The sequence below is a fragment of the Halalkalibacter alkalisediminis genome (assembly GCF_028610705.1).
In the GTDB taxonomy this organism is placed as follows: Bacteria; Bacillota; Bacilli; order Bacillales; family Bacillaceae_D; genus Halalkalibacter; species Halalkalibacter alkalisediminis.
The window spans coordinates 67,850-87,908 of sequence record NZ_JAQQWT010000006.1; the positions used below are offsets into that span (position 1 = coordinate 67,850).

The 20,059-nt window shown below is 38.8% G+C and carries 19 protein-coding genes; 9 read left to right on the plus strand and 10 right to left on the minus strand.

Going from position 1 to position 20,059, the window contains the following annotated elements; all coding sequences use genetic code 11:
- Nucleotides 1–4: 4 nt before the first annotated feature.
- From PQ474_RS11090 to ctaG, 10 genes are all read right to left on the minus strand, one after another.
- A complete protein-coding gene (locus PQ474_RS11090) occupies nucleotides 5–3,157 on the minus strand; it encodes a carbamoyl phosphate synthase large subunit (protein ID WP_273843043.1) in 3,153 nt (1,050 codons plus the stop codon).
- Entirely contained in the window at nucleotides 3,150–4,229 is a 1,080-nt protein-coding gene (locus PQ474_RS11095) for a carbamoyl phosphate synthase small subunit (protein ID WP_273843046.1), read from the minus strand. Before PQ474_RS11095 ends, PQ474_RS11090 begins: the two co-directional genes overlap by 8 nt.
- Nucleotides 4,230–4,335: 106 nt before the next feature.
- Complete coding sequence (locus PQ474_RS11100; RefSeq protein ID WP_273843048.1) at nucleotides 4,336–5,502, minus strand: acetylornithine transaminase; 1,167 nt, start codon at nucleotides 5,500–5,502, stop codon at nucleotides 4,336–4,338.
- 11 nt (nucleotides 5,503–5,513) lie between these two features.
- Nucleotides 5,514–6,299, minus strand: a complete 786-nt coding sequence (gene argB / locus PQ474_RS11105) for an acetylglutamate kinase (RefSeq protein WP_273843050.1) — start codon at nucleotides 6,297–6,299, stop codon at nucleotides 5,514–5,516.
- A gap of 25 nt (nucleotides 6,300–6,324) precedes the next feature.
- Entirely contained in the window at nucleotides 6,325–7,575 is a 1,251-nt protein-coding gene (argJ, locus tag PQ474_RS11110) for a bifunctional glutamate N-acetyltransferase/amino-acid acetyltransferase ArgJ (protein WP_390185741.1), read from the minus strand.
- Nucleotides 7,575–8,612 (minus strand): N-acetyl-gamma-glutamyl-phosphate reductase, encoded by a 1,038-nt coding sequence (gene argC, locus PQ474_RS11115; protein WP_273843055.1) that lies wholly within the window; start codon nucleotides 8,610–8,612, stop codon nucleotides 7,575–7,577. Before argC ends, argJ begins: the two co-directional genes overlap by 1 nt.
- 279 nt (nucleotides 8,613–8,891) lie before the next feature.
- A complete protein-coding gene (locus tag PQ474_RS11120) occupies nucleotides 8,892–9,206 on the minus strand; it encodes a redoxin domain-containing protein (protein ID WP_273843580.1) in 315 nt (104 codons plus the stop codon).
- A gap of 18 nt (nucleotides 9,207–9,224) precedes the next feature.
- Nucleotides 9,225–9,416, minus strand: a complete 192-nt coding sequence (locus PQ474_RS11125; protein ID WP_273843058.1) for a hypothetical protein — start codon at nucleotides 9,414–9,416, stop codon at nucleotides 9,225–9,227.
- Nucleotides 9,417–9,461: 45 nt separating this feature from the next.
- On the minus strand, nucleotides 9,462–10,001 hold the full coding sequence (locus PQ474_RS11130; RefSeq protein ID WP_273843060.1) for an SCO family protein: 540 nt from the start codon (nucleotides 9,999–10,001) through the stop codon (nucleotides 9,462–9,464).
- 94 nt (nucleotides 10,002–10,095) lie between these two features.
- Entirely contained in the window at nucleotides 10,096–11,013 is a 918-nt protein-coding gene (gene ctaG, locus PQ474_RS11135) for a cytochrome c oxidase assembly factor CtaG (protein ID WP_273843062.1), read from the minus strand.
- A gap of 175 nt (nucleotides 11,014–11,188) precedes the next feature.
- Here ctaG and PQ474_RS11140 point away from each other — a divergent pair, with 175 nt between their 5' ends.
- The 9 genes from PQ474_RS11140 to PQ474_RS11180 all read left to right on the plus strand — a co-directional run bounded on the left by PQ474_RS11140 (nucleotide 11,189) and on the right by PQ474_RS11180 (nucleotide 20,051).
- Nucleotides 11,189–12,001, plus strand: a complete 813-nt coding sequence (locus tag PQ474_RS11140) for a Cof-type HAD-IIB family hydrolase (RefSeq protein ID WP_273843064.1) — start codon at nucleotides 11,189–11,191, stop codon at nucleotides 11,999–12,001.
- A 78-nt stretch (nucleotides 12,002–12,079) separates the two neighbouring features.
- A complete protein-coding gene (locus PQ474_RS11145; RefSeq protein ID WP_273843066.1) occupies nucleotides 12,080–12,238 on the plus strand; it encodes a hypothetical protein in 159 nt (52 codons plus the stop codon).
- Nucleotides 12,239–12,460, plus strand: a complete 222-nt coding sequence (locus PQ474_RS11150) for a DUF3813 domain-containing protein (RefSeq protein WP_273843068.1) — start codon at nucleotides 12,239–12,241, stop codon at nucleotides 12,458–12,460.
- A gap of 196 nt (nucleotides 12,461–12,656) precedes the next feature.
- The gene (locus tag PQ474_RS11155) at nucleotides 12,657–13,112 is read left to right on the plus strand and encodes a GNAT family N-acetyltransferase (RefSeq protein ID WP_273843070.1); all 456 of its coding nucleotides are present in this window, start codon (nucleotides 12,657–12,659) and stop codon (nucleotides 13,110–13,112) included.
- A gap of 229 nt (nucleotides 13,113–13,341) precedes the next feature.
- Complete coding sequence (locus tag PQ474_RS11160; protein ID WP_273843075.1) at nucleotides 13,342–13,944, plus strand: hypothetical protein; 603 nt, start codon at nucleotides 13,342–13,344, stop codon at nucleotides 13,942–13,944.
- A 555-nt stretch (nucleotides 13,945–14,499) separates the two neighbouring features.
- The gene (locus PQ474_RS11165) at nucleotides 14,500–15,207 is read left to right on the plus strand and encodes an AzlC family ABC transporter permease (protein ID WP_273843078.1); all 708 of its coding nucleotides are present in this window, start codon (nucleotides 14,500–14,502) and stop codon (nucleotides 15,205–15,207) included.
- A complete protein-coding gene (locus PQ474_RS11170; protein WP_273843081.1) occupies nucleotides 15,204–15,509 on the plus strand; it encodes an AzlD domain-containing protein in 306 nt (101 codons plus the stop codon). Before PQ474_RS11165 ends, PQ474_RS11170 begins: the two co-directional genes overlap by 4 nt.
- Nucleotides 15,510–15,814: 305 nt before the next feature.
- Complete coding sequence (locus PQ474_RS11175) at nucleotides 15,815–17,074, plus strand: hypothetical protein (RefSeq protein ID WP_273843084.1); 1,260 nt, start codon at nucleotides 15,815–15,817, stop codon at nucleotides 17,072–17,074.
- Nucleotides 17,064–20,051, plus strand: coding sequence for a DEAD/DEAH box helicase (locus tag PQ474_RS11180; RefSeq protein WP_273843086.1), 2,988 nt, complete (start codon nucleotides 17,064–17,066; stop codon nucleotides 20,049–20,051). The genes PQ474_RS11175 and PQ474_RS11180 overlap by 11 nt, the downstream gene beginning before the upstream one ends.
- The last annotated feature ends 8 nt before the right edge of the window (nucleotides 20,052–20,059 follow it).

A 20,059-nucleotide genomic window follows, 5' to 3' on the forward strand; every position in this document is an offset into this window, starting at 1 on the left:
TCCTTTAATTAATAAATTCCTTTTCCTTTGACCACCAATCTTGAATGGCTTGGTACTCCACAGTAGTTACCGCTAATCCTTTAAGCATAACTTCGAGCGTTGTTAATTCAGAGATCACAGAGCAACGCTGCCTTAACGCTTCTTGACGCTTTTCTGTTCCCTCTTTTGTGCCAAGTTTAGGTAAGCTAATCAATGCAATTGCCTCTTCTGATTGCACCCATTGATCGAAATCATTTGATACTAAATTAAAACCAAGCTTCTGTAATTTCGCCGTATACGGAACAAAGACCGCTTTATGTTCTTCAGCAATATCAATAAAGATTGAACCTGTTTTTTGCGTAAAGAATTTTGGTTTCGATTGCTGTGACCATACAAATGCCTTATAAAAAGCTTCATCAAGATTTGCACCCATACTCATTAATTCACCAGTTGATTTCATCTCAGCTTCTAAGATTGGGTCTAACCCTGCAAGCTTCTGATAAGAAAAGACAGGTGCCTTTACTGTATAAAAGTTAGGTTCTGGTAAGATTATTTCATTAAGCTTAAGTTCAGATAAAGTAGAACCTAATAATAGTTGAACCGTATAATCAATTAGTGAGCAATTTGTGATCTTACTTAAGATCGGCACCGTCCTAGAGGCACGTGGATTAATTTCAATCACATACAAATGATTTTCAAATAAAACAAATTGGATGTTAAATATTCCTTTAAAGTCCATACCTTTAGCAATTCGCTCTGTATAGGAATAAACAAGGTTCTTCACACTGTCTGAGATCGTATAAGGCGGCGTAACCGCAACGCTATCTCCCGAGTGAACGCCTGCACGTTCTACGTGCTCAAACATTCCTGCAATACAAACCTGCTCACCATCGGTTAAAGCATCTACTTCTAATTCAATGCCTGGATAGTAGGCGTCAATTAAAATAGGATAAGCAACGTGATGTTCTTCATCCGCTAAATAAGACACAAATTCCTTCTCTGATTGAAACAGCATCATTCCTTGGCCACCAATTACATAAGATGGGCGAATCAAAACAGGATAACCAACTTCAGTTGCTTTCTCCAATGCATCTTGTTCACTAATTGCTGTTACACCAGGAATATGAGGTACTTCTACTTGCTTCATAAATGAATAAAACCGTCCGCGATCCTCTAATTGATCAATCGTATCAAGATTTGTTCCATATAGTTTTACACCAGCTTTTTCTAAGCCCTCAACTAGAGAAATGGCTGTTTGTCCGCCAAGTTGAACAATGACTCCTTCAACTTGTTCGATATCAATGACATTTAGAACATCTTCTACTGTTAACGGTTCAAAATACAAACGATCGGCTGTAGCATAATCAGTACTCACCGTTTCAGGATTATTGTTCATCATAATCGCTTCGTAGCCTAGGCGGTGTAAACTTTGAATCCCCTGAACCGAACAATAATCAAACTCAATTCCTTGCCCAATACGTATTGGTCCAGATCCGAGTAATAAAATTTTCTTTTTACCTGATTGTGGAATCGTATCATGTTCTCCAGACCAGCTTGAGTAAAAATAAGCAGTCGATGCCGTGAATTCACCAGCGCAAGTATCAACCATCTTATAAGAAGGAACAATGTTTACCTGCAGACGTTTTTCACGAATCTCACTCTCATCAACATTCCACACATGAGCGAGCCACTGATCCGAGAATCCTGCCTTTTTTATCGCATAAAGAAAATCATTGTCAACTTCCTCCAAATTGGTCTCATTGATCTCCTGTTCAAGTTGTATTAGTCGCTCAAAAGATTGTAAGAAGAATTCTGTTATTCCTGTTGCTTCATGTAACTCTTTTCTTGAAACTCCTCTTCTCATCAATTCTAATAAAACAAAAAATCTACGATCATCAGGATTTTTTACAAGATGCCAAAGTTGCTCTGTTGCTTTATTCGTCACAGTTGGCAAGGTTAATCCCACTGTTTTCAACTCAAGTGAACGAACCGCTTTTTGAATCCCCGCTTCAAGGTTGCGTTCAATCGCCATGACTTCCCCGGTTGCTTTCATCTGTGTTCCAAGTTTACGTTCTGCATGAACAAACTTATCAAATGGCCAACGTGGAAATTTCACTACAACATAATCAAGTGCAGGTTCAAAACTTGCATACGTATGTCCAGTTACTGGGTTGATTAATTCATGCAAGTCATAGCCGATGCTAACCTTAGCTGCCATTCTTGCGATTGGATAACCCGTAGCCTTTGAAGCAAGTGCTGATGATCGACTAACACGTGGGTTTACTTCGATTAAATAATATTGTTTGCTATGTGGATCTAGAGCGAATTGAATATTACATCCCCCTACAATCCCTAAAGCACGAATGATTTTAACAGAACACGTTCTAAGCATTTGATATTCAACGTCTGTTAACGTTTGTGAAGGAGCAACAACAATCGAATCACCCGTATGAATCCCTACTGGGTCGATATTCTCCATATTACAAATGGTAATACACGTGTCATTGCTATCACGCATTACCTCATACTCCACTTCTTTAAACCCGGCAATGCTTTTTTCAATTAAACATTGACTAATCGGGCTAAGTGAAAGCCCACCTTTAATGATTTGCTTAAGTTCCGTCTCATTAGAGGCAATCCCTCCACCAGCTCCTCCAAGAGTGTAAGCAGGACGAACGATGATCGGATAACCAACTTTGTTAGCAAACTCAAGCGCGGCTTCACTAGTTGTAACAATTTCACTTTCCGGTACTGGTTCATTTAACTCTTGCATGAGCGCACGAAAGGCTTCTCGGTCCTCGCCTTTCTTAATGGATTCAATCGGCGTTCCTAGCAGATTGACCTTATGCTTTTCAAGTATCCCATGATCATGGAGGTCCATCGCTAAATTTAACCCTGTCTGCCCTCCAAGTGTCGCTAGAATCCCATCAGGTTTTTCTTTTTGAATGATCGCTTCTACGCTTTCAATCGTTAATGGTTCAAAGTAGACACGATCCGCACAGGATTCATCTGTCATGACCGTTGCTGGGTTGTTATTAATTAGAACGACCTCAATACCTTCTTCCTTTAAAGCTAAACAAGCTTGAGTTCCTGCATAATCAAATTCTGCTGCTTGCCCGATCACAATCGGTCCTGAACCAATGACAAGCACTTTCTTTAGATCTTGTTGTTTAGGCATACGCTTTCTCTCTCCCTTTATTACCTAGCATTTCTATGAATGTATAAAAGAGCAGTTCACTGTCAGATGGTCCAGGATGAGCTTCTGGATGAAATTGTACAGTGAAAACTGGATATTCTTTATGCTTTAATCCTTCAATTGAGCGATCATTTATATTAATAAATTTTGCTACCAATCCCGTTCCTTCTAATGAGTCCTCATTAACAACATAACTATGGTTTTGAGACGTCATATACACTTTGTTCGTTGTCAGGTCCATCACTGGTTGGTTCGCACCACGGTGACCAAATGTTAATTTCTCCGTATCCGCTCCAAAGGCCAGTGCCAACAATTGATGCCCTAAACAAATTCCCATTGTTGGAAAAGTTTCTGCTACTTTTTTAATAGTTGGTAAAATATCTTGTAATTGCTTTGGATTCCCTGGTCCATTCGAATAAAGCACACCATCTGGTTGAAGCTGTTCAATTGTTGCAAACGAGGTGTTATAAGGGACTATTGTCACTTTATTTCCTAACTTTAATAAAGAATCTAAGATGGATTTCTTATAGCCAAAATCAACCATTACGACATGATGTTTACCATCTCCGTGTGTTTCAATCATTGAACTTGATACCATAGGGACAACTTCTTGTTGTCCAAGTGGAGGAAATTCCTTGAATGCTAGATTGGTAGGATCTGTAGTAATGATTGCACGCATATCGCCCTGTTCTCGTATCCTTTTTACAATTGCTCTTGTATCTACTCCTGAAACTAAGGGGATAGAATGTTTTTCGCAGTAAGTGATAAGCGACGAACAAGATTCATAGTGGAATCCTTCGCTCGATACCTCACTAACAAGAAGAGCATTGACTTGTGGAGTGATACTTTCAAAATCGGCTTCATTGACTCCATAATTGCCAATTAGTGGATACGTGAACACGACCATTTGCCCTTTAAATGATGGATCGCTTAAAACCTCTTGATATCCTGACATTCCAGTAAAAAAAACAATTTCTCCGTGAACCTCTTTGTTTTGACTATGAACGATACCCTCAAATACTTCCCCATTTTCTAATACTACGTATCCTTTCATCTGAATCCCTCCACCCATTTAACGAATACTTATACTAATTATTCGATTTTTATACATTGCTTATCTTTTAAAATCACTACTTGTTTAGGCAGTGATTTTTTTGTATTTATAATTTGACCTCTTGTTTCAGGTCAATAGCTGTTAACACATCTGTTAATATCTCTGTAGCCTTTTTAAGTTCTTGATCTGTCACAACTAATGGTGGTAGTAAACGCAAAACTTTTGGTCCAGCAGGTAATACCAGTAATCCTTTTTCCCTGCAAGCTTCAATAATAGGTGCCACTTCAATGTTACACGCAATACCCATCATTAACCCTTTTCCACGTACTTCCTCTACTACTGGAAGAGAGTGTAAGCTATTTTCGAGCTCTGCTTTAAACCACTGTCCTTTCGTTTGAACAGATTGTAGTAACGATTCTGTGAAAACTTCGTTTAATACAGCTTCTGCTGCCGCCATAGCTAGTGGATTTCCACCAAATGTTGAACCGTGGCTACCTGGATTAAACGCTTCTTTTAAAACCTCTTTTCCAATAAGCGCACCCACTGGGAATCCATTTCCTAGCCCTTTTGCAAGTGTAATGATATCAGGATCGAGACCAACTTGCTCATAAGCAAACGCGGTTCCCGTTCTCCCAATGCCTGTTTGAACTTCATCAATAATAAGGAGACAACCATACTGCTCACAAATCACGTTCAATGCCTGAGCAAAATCTTCAGTCATCAAGCGAATACCGCCTTCTCCCTGAATGACTTCAACCATAATAGCAGCTGTATCTTCTGTCACTGCTTCTTTCAGTGAATTTACATTGTTCATCTCAATATACGTAAATTCTGTTAAAAGGGGACCAAAACCTTGATGGATTTTATCTTGGCCCGTTGCCGCCATACTTCCAAGCGTCCGCCCATGAAACGAGTTTTTCATAGAGACAATATGATGTTTACCCGTAGACTTTCTAGCTAACTTAATAGCGGCTTCATTAGCTTCAGCTCCACTATTACAGAAGAAGACATAATCTCCTACGCTGTGATCAACCAGTAACTGAGCGACTTTCTCTTGACCTTTAATTTGGAAAAGGTTAGAGACATGCCATAATTGATCAAGTTGGTTTTTTACAGCTTCCGTCACTTTCGGATGGCAGTGCCCTAGGTTACAAACGGCAATCCCGGAGATAAAGTCTAAAAATTCTTTTCCTGATTCATCTATTAATGTAGAACCGATCCCTTTTTCTGGTTTAATGTTCCATCTAGCATAGGTTGGAAAAAGCGCACTCATGTTCATCCTCCTTACGAAACGTAAAGCTTCATTTTTGACTTAATAATTGTAGTTCCTTGAACGGAACCATCTTTTCCTAGATTTGTAGACTTACCATTCATAATCATGACAGACTGCAAGCTATCCGTTAATGTAGAAAGGGCTGCTCTTACTTTTGGAAGCATGCCACCATAGATCGTTCCGTCCGCAATGTACTCTTCAATCTCATCAGCTGTCACTTTATCAAGACATTCTCCATCTTTTAAAATACCATCAACATCTGTTACAAAAACGAGCTGTTCTGCACCTAGCTCCTTTGCAATTGCTGCAGCAGCACTATCAGCATTCACGTTATAATGAACACCTTGTTCATTCATTCCAATTGGAGCAATCACTGGTATCATATTCAATTCCATAAGGGAGGAAAGCAAACTTGTATTAACCTTTGTCGGTTCACCGACATAACCGAGCATTCCTTCATTAATCGGTTTCACCTCAATTAATTTCCCGTCACAACCGGATAATCCAACTGCTTGCCCTCCAGCTTGATGAATGCTTGTTACCACTTGCTTATTTACCTTTCCACAAAGGACCATTTCCGCTGTATCTAGCACGTCTTCAGTCGTCTTTCTAAGTCCATCTACAAATTCAGATTTGATATCTAGCTTTTGCAAAAGGTGATTAATTGCTGGACCACCACCATGGACGATGATCGGGTGCTTCCCACTCTCTTGCATCTTTACTACACTTAAAAAAAATTCAGAGGACAACTCAGCTATCGTACTTCCTCCGCATTTAATAACAACAACATCCTTCACTCGTTTCCCCTCCCCGGGATTTCTTTTACGTTCTGTACCCTGCATTGATTCGTACATAATCGTAAGACAAGTCACAGCCCCATGCTTTGCCACTTCCATTAGCTAAATGAAGATCAACTTCAATCACGACCGTGTCATTGTTCTCCATGTATGATTTGGCTTCTTCTTCTGAAAAAGTTGTAGGTTGACTTTGAATTAAAGTTTGAACAGGTCCGATTGCAATGTCGATTGTATCTGGATTAATTTCACATCCACTATAACCAATGGCACATATAATCCGTCCCCAGTTCGCATCAGTACCAAAAACCGCCGATTTTACCAGATCTGACCCGACAATTTTCTTGGCTATTTTGCCAGCCTCTTCATCATTCAAAGCACCATTGACTTGTACTTCAATTAATTTAGTTGCTCCTTCACCATCTCTAGCAATTTGCTTCGCTAGTGACTCACAAGTTTCTTTTAAGGCGAGGTAGAAACCATCCCAATCTGGATGAGCTGGAGTCAGTGATTCGTTATCGGCTAACCCTGATGCCATTACAACTACCATATCATTTGTCGATGTATCTCCATCCACTGTAATCCGATTGAATGTTTGATTCGTGATGTCGGATAAGGCTTGCTGTAAAACATTTGAATCTACATTAGCATCCGTTGTCACAAAAGAAAGCATTGTTGCCATATTGGGATTTATCATTCCAGAGCCCTTGGCTACTCCTCCAATATAAACCTTCTTCCCATCAACAAATGTCTCATAACATATCTTTTTATTAATCGTATCCGTTGTTAAGATCGCTTGATTAAATGCCTCTGCACTCTCTAACGAAGACTGAGGTTTAAGCTGCTTAATACCAGTAACGATCTTTTCCATATTCATGTATTCACCAATGACACCCGTTGATGTAATCGCTACATAATGTTCAGGCAATGCAAAGTGATTCGCACTTTGCTTTCTCATTTCATAAGCGTCCTCTATTCCTCTTTTACCCGTACATGCATTTGCATTGCCACTGTTCACAACTAACGCCTGAATCTTTCCTTCTTTTTCTATCGATTCTTTTGTAACCTTTAGTGGAGCTGCTTGGATTCGATTGCACGTATAAACGGCTGCTACACTAGCAGGAACTTCACAATAAATAGCTCCTAAATCTAATCTCTTTCTTTTCACTCCGGAATGTAATCCAGTCGCCTGAAAACCTCTCGGAGTCACGATACTACCATTTTCAATTTCAATTACTGTTGGTGCTTCAATGCCTTTCACGTGATGACCACCCTTCATTATGGATACATCGGAACTAACTTCAATCCAGTTCCTTCTTCAAACCCATTCATAATATTAAAGTTCTGAATTGCTTGACCAGAAGCTCCTTTAACCACATTATCGATAACAGAAACGATCGTAATTCGTCCCGTTCTTTCATCATAAGTTAACCCAATATCGCAATAATTACTACCGTACACTTCCTTCGTAGCTGGATATTGACCATCTGGTCGAACTCGAACGAAACGCTCATGCCTATAGGCTTCTCGGTAAAGTTCTCTTAGCTCCTGTTCCGTTGTCTTCTTACGTGCTTTTACATAGATCGTTGCCATAATTCCACGTACCATTGGCACTAAGTGTGGCTGAAAAGTAATCGTAGAAACCTTTTTGTTCCACTGGTGCAACAGCTGCTCAATTTCAGGAACATGTTTGTGTTGATTAATTTGATATATCTTAAAGTTTTCATTCATTTCACTGTAGTGTGTAATCGCTGAAGGAGATCGTCCCGCTCCAGAAGTTCCTGATTTTGCATCCACTATAATTGAATCAAATTCAATTAAATCACTCTTCACAAGTGGAGCAAGCCCCAGTAGTGTTGCTGTAGGGTAACAACCAGGATTTGAAATAATTTTTGCCGATTTAATCCATTCTCGGTTCCATTCAGGAAGCCCATAAACAGCTTTTTGAATTAAGGAAGAAGGTGCTGCTTCTCTTTTATACCAAGCTTCATATACACTTGGATCCTCTAACCGTAAATCACCAGATAAATCAATAACCTGACAGCCCGCTTCCGCTATTTTCCCAGCCCACTCACTTGAAACTCCAGGAGGTGTTGCAAGAAAAACGGTATCAACCTCTTCTTTGACTGAATCTATATTGATCGACTGAAGTTCTTTATTGTAAATTTCAGATAAATGCGGATATGACTCTTGTATATTCATACCTTCTTTTGAAGATGAATACAAGATGATATCTTGCACATGAGGATGTTGGTTTAGTAGCCTTAACAATTCTGCGCCACCATAACCTGTAGCCCCTATAATACCAACTCTCATTTCAACCTCTCCCAACTATCGCTATCTGCTCTTTTTGATCTTGCTACTCATTATATCTATGTATAAAAATTAATTCAACTGTATTTTTATTTTATTTCACCTAATTTTCTTTCAGTTGTGATAACCGTTAAAAGAAAGATCCTTTTTCTTAGTAAAGGAGAATTCAAAAACAGTATACTTTATCCCTTTCAGATAGGTGTCTGTCTATATAGACTATTGATCGAGTGACAACAGATCGATATAGAAAAAGACATGCCTAGTTATAGACATGTCTTCTCCCTATTTATTCATTTTTTCAAATTCATCAACGACAATAGAAGCAACCACTTCAATTTGTTCGCCCCAATGATCATTTACTTGATGGAACACATAGTTCCCATTTTTATCGAGAATGCTTACACCTCTATATGACATTTGATCGTTTCTCATATTCACATGCTCAAGAACTTCGAATGACTGATCTGATAAAAATGAAAATGTAAATGCTCCAGCTTCTTTTAGACTTTTTGAATTAGCAGGAGTATCCGTACTAATTGCATAAAGATCTGCATCTATTCCTTCAAATAGCTCTAAATTTTCTTGCAGCTGAACCAGCTGCTGTTGGCAAAGTCCTCAGCCAACTTCCGTAAAATGGAATAAAATCGTCGCGCGTTCTTTATTAGTCAAGCTCACTTCTTCCCCTTGCTCATCTACTAAAGATAATTCTCCTTCTGGTTCCACATCTGCCGAACCGCAAGCTGTTAACAAGGCGCAGGCAAAAAGTAAAGCAGCAAGCATCCATCTTTTTTTCATCGTAAGGACCATTTTTCCACCTCTTTCATCTTTCCTGTTTCATAAAAAACAGCTCACCTAGTTGACCGTATTCATTAAGTCAACAATAATCGATTCTTGATTTGATTGTAATCCATCATATTTCCGAATAACATTTCCATCTGGGTCAACTAAAAAGAAGCTTGTACTATGCACAATATCTTCAGAACCGTCAATATGCTGAACAGGTGTTTTAAAGCTTTCAGCTGCAAACTCTGTAATTTGCTCAGTCGTGTAGCCTGTTAGAAATTGCCATGATGCGAAATCTGCTCCTACATTGCTCCCATATGAGTAAAGTGCTTCAGCTGTATCTCTTTCTGGATCTACTGTAAACGATATAAACGACATCTCAACTCCTTCTGCGTTCATCGCCGTTTGAAGTCTTTCCATATTTGGTGTCATTGTTGGACAAACAGAAGGACAATATGTGAATATTAAATTAGCTAACCAATATTGACCTTGTAATTGCTCGGTCCCATAAGGTGCTCCGTCTTGATTAATAAACTCAAAATCCATCGTTGACATTTCAGCTTTGGAAATATCAAATTCCGATGAACCGCCACTCCCAACTTCGTACACCCATCCACAGCCTCCTAATAAGGCTAGTAAAAAGATTGATATAACAATTCTCATAACCCGTTCCTTTCTAATCACGTCATGCGCCAACTAAACTTTACCTACTAGCCGTGGGTATGTCGCTAATCGTTAACTCTCCATCCTGTTGTCTTTCTTTCGTTAACCATTGCTTAAATACATATCCAATCGTAATACCATACGTAATTTCTTGCATAATTTTCATTAACACGCCTGCTAATTGTTGATCCATTCTCGTTTCTAAAAATGTAAAGGAGTTAGGTCCAGAAAAAAGAGTCATCGGTACTTCTACTCCAGCTGGCAAACAAAAAGCCATTACATTAGCCCATACCACTGGATCCGTATATGTTTGATAAAGAGGAGCTGCGGCAAAGATAATTAATGCACAAGCAGGTGTGATAAGAATCCCGTTGGCAAAAATATACCCCACTCTCCGTAAATCTGACAACGGAAAGGCATTGGGTAATGGGGCAATCATATGCCACCACATTAATAGCGCTGCGAATAATAACAGATACTCATATAAGCTGTGTAACACGACCGCTTGCATCAATGTATCAAACATTAAAGGGACATGATAAAATGAAAAAAGTCCATTGAATAAAAAAAGCGCTACAATCGGACTCCAAATCACACGAAACACTCGCTCTGTCAGAGGAGAACGAAAGCGATCAATAACCGCTTGAAAAAACCAAGCAGGTATTCCAAGTAAAAAGAGAGGAGTCGCTATAAAGTACGCAAATACCATCTGTGTCATATGAAAACTAATCATGATGTGCCCTGCTAAGTAAAGCGGACTTCCCCAACCAATGTATAAAGCAATTAGCGCCAAAACAAAATAAATTTTTTGTCTGAGCCTTACAGGAGCTGAATTCTTAAACCGATGACGCCATTTGGTAACGATCATATAATACAAAAAACCAACAATAGCTAAACCTACCATTAACTCCGGAGTCCATAAAGCCCGAAAACCAAAGTTCTCAAATAATACATCCACTACTTTGCCTCCTTTGTGGAGATTTGAATAAGACCATCGCTTAAAGGTAGTGTTACAACAGACTTTTGTAACTCTACCTAAAAGCAAGTCTATCATATCATATTTTCACTCAACAATTATTGAACGAATATGGAATATTTCATAAGCAATATCAACCAATGGAAGGAAGATTTTGATGGCAGAACAACATTTAATTGCTTTAGATCTAGATGGCACGTTATTAACCGATGAGAAAACAATCTCACCGAGGACGAAAGCAACCATTAACAAAGCAAGAGAGCAAGGTCATATTGTTGCTATTTCTACCGGTAGGCCGTACAGAGCCAGCATCCAGTATTACCAAGAATTACAGCTTGATACTGCAATCGTTAATTTTAATGGTGCTTTCGTTCATCACCCATACGATAAAAGTTTCGGTACCTACCATTCTCCATTAGATTTAAAAACAGCTAAGACCGTTATTGAAACATGTGAGGCATTTAACGTTAGCAACATTATGGTTGAAGTCATCGACGATTTTTATTTACGTCATTTTGATCAAGTTTTTTTGGAGACATTCCTTGCAGGACAAAATCCAGTAGAACACGGGAATTTATTACATATTTTGCAAGAGGATCCAACCTGTGTTCTGATTCACCCACAGGACCACCACGTCAAACAACTACGAGAGCTATTAGTGGATGCTCATGCTGAAGTGATTGATCAAAGGGTTTGGGGCGACCCTTGGAATATCATTGAGATTGTAAAGGCTGGGATGAATAAAGCCGTTGGTTTAAAGAAAGTGGCTGACTTCTATAACATTCCTAAAGAACGCATTATTGCCTTTGGGGATGAGGACAATGATTTTGAGATGATTGAATATGCTGGTCAAGGAGTTGCAATGGCGAATGGGATAAAAGAATTAAAAACTCTCGCCAATGCCGTGACACTTTCTAATGAAGAAGATGGGATCGCTGTATACTTAGAAGAAGCTCTTCGGTTACGTTAAAACTTTAGTATGAGATGGAGATGAACGGGTACCTTAAAGTAGTAGCTACATTCCATTTCATACTAAAGGAGCACGACAATGAGTAAAAAATCACGTTCTAAACGAGTTTTCCAAGAAGGAAAAGACGCGGTTCAACCTGCAAATGAAACAGAGATGGACACAATGACTCTGGGTGATCTTTCTCTTGAGAAAGCCGAACGCCATCAATCAAAGCAATCCAACAAAGGATCAAATTAAATGGATAATCAATATTTCTTAGATGCTAGAGAATCCGTTGCCCGCTTTGAACTACTTGCCTTGGCTGCCGAAACAGATATACAGCGTGAAGCCGTGAAGAAAGAATTGCAGCGTGCCAAAATGGCCTTAGACTCTGCTTTCATCAACGCCACTCCAGCTGAACAAGATCAACTTGTTCACATGCAAGATCAACTTAATCAGTTATACGATTATAACCTCTAACTTCCCTTATCCTTACTACGTTGTAAAGACTACAAAAGGTTTCTAAATTGGGGCTTACATAATTCCATTTTAGAAACCTTTTATTCATACTCATTTAAGTTTCTTAAAACAATCAATAATTTACTACTCAGTACCTACGTTTTATGTTACCCTGTTAATAGTCAAATTAGGTAACAATGTAGGGGGAACTGGAAGAATGGTGAAGGTGTATGAGGTGGATAAAGACGTCGATATCCAATTCAAACGACGAGTTGCCAATTTATTTATGGGGCAGTTAGAGCCTATTGGGCCTGCTAATGTCTATGACCAGTTAATGCGCACAATTGATCTTGCTCTGAAACAAGATTCACAGGCTCATATTTTTGTAGCTGAAAAACAAGATACATTGGTCGGGGCTGCATTTTTTAACGTCGCCCTTAGTATAGACAAAGGTGGTCATTACATTTGGTTAAATGATTTATATGTCCACAAAGAACACCGAAATCAAGGAATTGCTAAGAAACTTCTTCTCCATGTCATTTACTGGGCAGAGAATGAAGGCATCAAAGGAATTGAATTAGAAACTGGCATAAACAATGAAGCGACTAAATCCCTTTATAATTCACTTGGGTTTTATGATATTATTTCCAAACGATATGGATTTCGTTATTAAACTACTGATCACCTCAGTAGTTTTTTTTATTTTAAAGAGTAAAAAATTTCTCCTATGACTAGTGCCTGTTTTACCTATAAATAAATAAGTCCACTAAATTTTTTTGTCTTTTTATCACGCCCAATTCTCTTGAAACTGGGCGTTTTGCTTCTTTTTTCTGACTTTTCAACATATGATGTAGCAACCATAACCATTAGCAATGCGAAGCCGTCAAAGGAGTGTATGCATTATGATGAGAGATTCGTTTGTTGAAGTGGAGTTTTCAGAAGTCTACATTGAACTTTCCAAACCCGCCTTACACCAGTTCATAAAAAGAATGATGAGTCAGCATTATTCCCTCTTTTGGCGTTATGATGCAAAAACAATCTATCTCATGATTGAACTAGATGATTCTGTTCACGAACTCCCTTTTATTCGTAATACAGAATTTCTCACCCTTTCAGCTGACAGTCTTCATGTATATGATGATGTGTTAGCGAATGCGCTTGAGAAACTGCTACAGCATGAAAAAGGAAATGGGATTGTAAAACGTTCAACAGAAGGTCCCCTTTATATTACGTCATACCAGTCTGGAGATATTGAATCAATGATAGAAATTGATGGGAGTGAAAAGGTCATGATGAACCGAAATGGATCGATGATTCAGTACAAGGATGATGGGAAGTCACTTGAGCCACGCACCATATACAACATGATGAACCTTGAAATTGACTATGTCTTAATGGAATTACATGAAGCCTTGCTCGACTCCGATGAATGGTTAATTAGTACACACAAGAAAAAGCTAAAGAAACTATTAACACGTCGAGAACAAGTTGAACAACTTCTATAAACGTTAAACAATTTAATCTCTTTGTTTCCGTTGACACTACATCCAACGGAAAATGCAAGCACCGTTTTTAGTGCTTGCATTTTTTCGGGAACACTTACCCTATCTCCTGCTTTCCTCTAAAGATTGGTCCCCTTCCTCCCAATCACTTCCTTTCAATCATAAACTCACTCAATCTTTTTTTACCAGGTATTACGTTGTCTTGTCTTCTTGGGAACTGCTACATTTTATAAAGCCTCCTGTTAATTGGGTACAATCCTAATAAAAGAGCTAACCAAGATCTGCTTAATCGGTATATTCAAGCAAGTCGGAATAAAATAAAATAGAAATCAAAAAACTCATAAATGAGCGATGCCAATTCTAATTTCTTGCTTCTTTACAACTTTATTTAATGCAAACACACTTTTTCACATGCTCTACTTCTTTGACAAAAGCTTCCGTATAAAACGCTTACCTTTTTCTTGTTTTTGAAAAACCTTGTCCTAATCAATGTGATCACATACAATCAATAATAGTCAATTACATATATTGTTAGATTTTTAAAGAAAGGTGATTTACATGTCTACAACTGCTATCCCCACTCAACGTTCTTCCTTCTCACAAGGGCTTTTAGCAGGTTCTAGTATTGCTATAGGATATTTGCCTGCTGCCTTAACGTTTGGCTTACTAGCAAAAAGTACAGGCTTAAATTTTATCGAGACAATGGCAATGAGCTTGTTTGTTTATGCTGGAGCCGCTCAATATATGGCACTTAACTTAATTGCACTTGGAACGGGTGCTTTTGAAATTATATTTACTACTTTTATTGTCAATATTAGACATCTATTAATGAGCGCTTCCGTCCGAGAACGTGTTGAAGATGATCACCCAATCGTTAAAGCTCTTTATTCATTTGGAATAACAGATGAAGTCTTTGCTGTTACAACAACCCAAGAAGGACGCCTTAAAACAGGATTTGTTATTGGAGTAGCCAGCATTGCTTATGTTAGTTGGGTCATTAATTCAGGAATTGGCTATTTTGTTGGTACTGTTTTACCAACTACTTTACAAGAAAGTATGGCGATTGCTTTATATGCAATGTTCATTGCTCTTCTCATGCCTTCTTTAAAAAAGCATCGAAAAGTCGTTGCTTTAGCTTTAAGCGCTGCTGTTTTTAATAGTTTATTTTCCTTATTTCTACCTAGTGGTTGGTCGATTATTTTTGCCACATTATTTGCTGCAGCAGGAATGGAAGTTCTTATTCGCAAAGGGGACGATTCTACATGAGTACAAACATACTTCTCATTATTGCTGGTATGACTCTCGTTACCTATATCCCACGAATGCTCCCATTTGTTTTTATGGATAGCGAAAAAATACCAGGGTGGTTTCAAGCGATATTACGTAACGTCCCTTATGCTGCACTCGGTGCCTTAATCTTCCCTGGTATCCTGACCGTGCACGAAAACATCTGGTACGGTATCATTGGAGGACTCACAGCCATTGTTGTCGCTTACCTAGGAGCTAACCTCATCCTCGTTGTCATGAGCAGCATCGTCATTCTGATGCTAATTTCATTGATCGTATAAACCAAAGAAAAAGGCCGTTTTTGCCTTTTTCTTTGGTTTATATGCAATGTGCGGAGCCGTGCCTTCTTTTAAAGCCGGCTATGAGTGGGGTTCTCTTTGCCGGCGCGCAACGTGCGGAGCCATTGCTTCTTCCTCGAAAAAGGCCGTTTTTGCCTTTTTCTTTTTTTTACCACTTCTTTTAGCCAAAACCGCAAATACTATTTCTTAATTACATGAACCTATTTTACCCGTTCGCTTTCTTTCTCTCGCTTAAAGCGATACAATGAAAGAATGGAATTTTTCGGATTAGAGGTGAGAATCTTACAATGAATCACTCGCTTATAAAAAAAGAGGCTGAAGTGTATCAGGAAATTGAACAGCCGATCCTTTTAACCTTTAAAACAATTACAGCTTCAAGATATGTTACGAATCGGCATTTGGAACAATTCTCAACAGATGCCATCACTCAAATTAGTGGATTAAAAACAGATTACCCGTGGCTTTATTTACTTACCTACATGGGTGGCGTATTTGAGCGCTCGACCCATTTAACGAATTATCAAGAATTTGAGAGAAGATTTACTTACTTTTACCATACTCTTAGTGATGAAATCATCTCGCAGGTTAAACATATTGACGCACGATCTTACCGTTTATTTGTAAATCGGCTGCTAAAAAGAATAGCAAAACACTCAAGGATTCTACAGGCACCTTGGTCACATTTGCTTCTAAAATTGTTACCGACAATGCCTGCTGCACATATTGATCATGTATATCAAACTCTTTCATCATCAATAGATCCTTCTGAATGTTCTCAGTCTGTTGCTCTTGCCTACAGCTACGTTGCGTTGCTTGCCGGAAAAGAAATGTCTTCTATTGGCATTCTTCAAAAAAATGGAGTTAACTATCGTGAGCAGGAGGTAACCCCTCATTTCCAATTATTAAAAGAACGTGCTCGTTGGCAAACAATGAAACAATGGTTTATTGTTTTGTTTCCGCAAAAGAAAACAGGTCAATATGGTTCGTTACAAAAATTTATGGATGAGATGAATACAGTATTACCTATTAGTTCAAAAGAACAAGAATCCATTTGGAACCGTTGGTTGCTTTCACCTAATTATCAACGCTTTAAAACTTATACAAGGCATTTATCAGACACACAACAACTCAAGCTAGTTGAACGAATTCTTCCTGAGCTCGAACAAAGACTTCATCAAATTGAAGCAGCGAAAACATATGAGAAAATTCTACTTGTTTATGAACAGTATGAACTAGCTGCTAGATATTTCCTTAAATATGAACGTGATCCTACTCGCCTTCGTGAGGAGAAGCTTGAACTTCTAGCCGCTTTGAAGGTAGCTCGTCCAGATCTTTCTCGGCCTATTTATCATCAATTTATCGTTAGACTTGTTGAAAAAAAATCTCGAATTCACTACGAGCAGGCAGCTTCTTATTTAAGTGAATTACAATCTTTATATACGAGCGACAAAGAACAAATTATGTTTATGACTTATGTAAAGAGATTAAAGAAAATGTACCGAACGTACCGAGCGTTTGTTGAGGAGTTGAAACGAATTGACCTCTAAAATTATCGTACATGGTGGATGGCTCGAGGAAGCCTTCTTTATTTGGGGAGAACGAACACCGACATCGCGTTTTGACCAGATAGTCAATTTTCAATATCCCTTTTTGTATTCCCCATTTGAGCTGAAGCTTACTTTATTTAGAATGGACCAAACTTCCTTTTACGGGACGTTTATAGAGACGGATAAAGCCATTATTGATGTTCCCATTCGTTCACGAATCTATGCGTCCCCAGCCGGAGAAATGACAGTCTATCAAGCTCAAGCAAATATGGAACAATACTCATTCCCGTTGGAAGGGCTTCGTTTTTCCATTGACAGTCTAGTGGACTATATCCCTTTTTTCGAATCTTGGAATCAGGAAGAGGACATCGAATTAGCCCCCGATTTTAAAGCGTGGTTAACTCTATTTCAGACAATTCAAGTTTTTATTCAAAAGGGGGCTTTCTCTCCAAATGGTTCTGGGGAATGGGAGCTAGATCATTTCCCCTATGCAAAGTGGGTAACCAGAATTCCCCTTGCTGGAAGATCGATCCGAGCTAATACAAGTTACATCCAAAATCAAGCGACTAGCATCCTTACACCTGACCAACTTAAGGCGACGGTGACAAAGGTTTCTGATGCCATGATTCGTTCTTTAATTCATGAACCAACTGTTTTGGATGCCTATTCAAATTGGCACGATTCTGTCCATTCAGATTGGCTACCGCTCATTCAACAATTAAATGTAAAAGGCAAATTAGACAGCGCTCTGTCTACTACCTCTTTTCAACAACAAGTAGGCGTTCTTCAAACGAAACCATTTAAGTCAGGATTGGCTTTAAAAGAACCTAATTCAAAAGATGGAAAATGGGAAGTTTCCCTTTGTATGGTCGATCGAAAACGTCCTTCTTTAATGGTTGAAATGGACCAATTAGAAATGGGGGAACACCCTTGGCGGGAAAATCCGATCGCTCAGTTGAAAGTCGACCTTAAGAAGGCACATGAGGCATTGGACTTATTAAAACCACTACGTCTATCAACGCCTACGTTGGCTTTGAATGCAGAAGAGGCTTATGAACTATTTACGACTTCTGATGACAAGTTGAAACAAATCGGTTTTCACCTAATTGTTCCGAAATGGATGACAGAGAAGAAAAAGCCTCGTGTCAAATTAATGATGCAACCGATTGAGCGAAATAGCGCGACTTCTGAACCGTTGCTTGATTGGCAAAGTGTCGCTTCTTTTACATATGATATCGCGCTAGGCAACCAAACGATAAGCAAAAAGGATTTTCAAGAATTTGTTGATGGTCAGCGTCCCTTCCTTTATACGAACGGCGAGTGGACATCATGGGATCGTTCATTAGCCGATAAACTGCTTCGTTATTTAGAAGGGGTTGAAGATCATACCTCTTATTTAGAAGCATGGCGCCTTGATCAAGACATTGAAAATTCAGACGAAGAAACAGATTTAGATATTGAATGGGATGTGTCCTGGGGGAAAGAATTAACTGAATCATTAAAAGAACTATACAATTCTACTCCTACCCCTATTTCCATTCCCGAAAGGTTAACGGGAACTCTTCGCCCTTATCAACTTGCAGGTGTTTCTTGGTTAGCTCACTTAAGACGCACGGGTTTTGGAGGGTGTCTAGCAGATGATATGGGACTTGGTAAGTCGATTCAAACGATTGCCTATATGCTACATGTAATAAACGCTCAAAAATCAGCCCTTAAAGTTCCACCTCCCTTTTTACTAATCTGCCCAACATCATTAATCTACAATTGGGTTTCCGAATGCGAGCAATTCGCTCCTAGCATTCGTGTTTTTGTACACCATGGACCCTCAAGGTTAAAAGAGGAGGACCTCCATTCTGAGGAATGGGACTTAGTCATCACGTCTTACCAATTAAGTGTAAGAGATAGCCATTTGTTCCAACAAACTACTTGGAATGGACTTATCTTAGATGAAGCGCAGCATATTAAGAATGTAGAAACAAAGCAACGTCGAGTTATTAAAGGCATTAAAGCCACCCATCGAGTAGCTTTAACTGGTACACCTATTGAAAATCGCTTAAGAGAACTTTGGTCACTTTTAGACGTGCTGAATCCAACTTATTTAGGGACTTATCAAGATTTTCAATCAAACTTTATGAAACCAATCGAACGTAATCAAGATGATGAGCAGTTAAAGAAATTGCAAAAGCTTATTCATCCCTTAATTTTAAGACGTAAAAAATCCGACCAATCCTTACAACTAGGTCTTCCTGAAAAGAAAGAAAAGATTCATCATGTTCATTTATCGCTTGAACAAGCGGGCCTTTACCAAGCTGTAGTAGATGACATCGTCACACAGTTGGATCAAGTCACGTCTCTTGAACGAAGAGCTCTAATTTTAAAAAGTCTTACGAAACTCAAGCAAATCTGTAACCATCCATCCCATTTCCTTAAAGACCGTACGTTAGAGGAACACCAATCTGGAAAATGGGATGAATTCTTAACATTAGTTACTGATCTATTCGCTCGAAAAGAAAAAGTCCTCATCTTTTCTCAGTACAAAGAAATGGGTACATTGATCACTCAGTCACTCGAACGTCACTTTCAGCAACAAGTACCGTTTTTACACGGAAGTTTAACAAGAATGAAGCGACAAGAGGCGATTCAAGCTTTTCAAACAAATCCTGATGTTCAATTTTTTGTTCTGTCATTAAAAGCAGGTGGGGTTGGTCTGAATCTCACCTCTGCAACCAATGTGATTCACTATGATCGTTGGTGGAATCCAGCCGTTGAAAATCAGGCCACAGACCGCGCATATCGAATCGGTCAGACGAAAGATGTTACTGTCCATAAACTCGTTACAACGGGAACGTTAGAAGAACGAATTGACAAAATGCTTGTGAAAAAGCAAGCACTAGCTGACCATATCCTTGCTGCAGGCGAGCAACGAATTACAGAATTGACTAATGAGGAAATTATGGAACTCATTCAATTGACGTAATTCATAGT

Bases quoted from the DNA above. Each gene is read 5' to 3' on its own strand.
- PQ474_RS11175 (WP_273843084.1), top strand. From the start codon at position 15,815: ATGAATCACTCGCTTATAAAAAAAGAGGCTGAAGTGTATCAGGAAATT.
- PQ474_RS11165 (WP_273843078.1), top strand. From the start codon at position 14,500: ATGTCTACAACTGCTATCCCCACTCAACGTTCTTCCTTCTCACAAGGG.
- PQ474_RS11095 (WP_273843046.1), bottom strand. From the start codon at position 4,229: ATGAAAGGATACGTAGTATTAGAAAATGGGGAAGTATTTGAGGGTATC.
- PQ474_RS11145 (WP_273843066.1), top strand. From the start codon at position 12,080: ATGAGTAAAAAATCACGTTCTAAACGAGTTTTCCAAGAAGGAAAAGAC.
- PQ474_RS11150 (WP_273843068.1), top strand. From the start codon at position 12,239: ATGGATAATCAATATTTCTTAGATGCTAGAGAATCCGTTGCCCGCTTT.
- argC (WP_273843055.1), bottom strand. From the start codon at position 8,612: ATGAGAGTTGGTATTATAGGGGCTACAGGTTATGGTGGCGCAGAATTG.
- argJ (WP_390185741.1), bottom strand. From the start codon at position 7,575: ATGAAGGGTGGTCATCACGTGAAAGGCATTGAAGCACCAACAGTAATT.
- PQ474_RS11170 (WP_273843081.1), top strand. From the start codon at position 15,204: ATGAGTACAAACATACTTCTCATTATTGCTGGTATGACTCTCGTTACC.
- PQ474_RS11155 (WP_273843070.1), top strand. From the start codon at position 12,657: ATGGTGAAGGTGTATGAGGTGGATAAAGACGTCGATATCCAATTCAAA.
- PQ474_RS11090 (WP_273843043.1), bottom strand. From the start codon at position 3,157: ATGCCTAAACAACAAGATCTAAAGAAAGTGCTTGTCATTGGTTCAGGA.
- PQ474_RS11140 (WP_273843064.1), top strand. From the start codon at position 11,189: ATGGCAGAACAACATTTAATTGCTTTAGATCTAGATGGCACGTTATTA.
- PQ474_RS11160 (WP_273843075.1), top strand. From the start codon at position 13,342: ATGATGAGAGATTCGTTTGTTGAAGTGGAGTTTTCAGAAGTCTACATT.
- PQ474_RS11125 (WP_273843058.1), bottom strand. From the start codon at position 9,416: ATGGTCCTTACGATGAAAAAAAGATGGATGCTTGCTGCTTTACTTTTT.
- PQ474_RS11100 (WP_273843048.1), bottom strand. From the start codon at position 5,502: ATGAGTGCGCTTTTTCCAACCTATGCTAGATGGAACATTAAACCAGAA.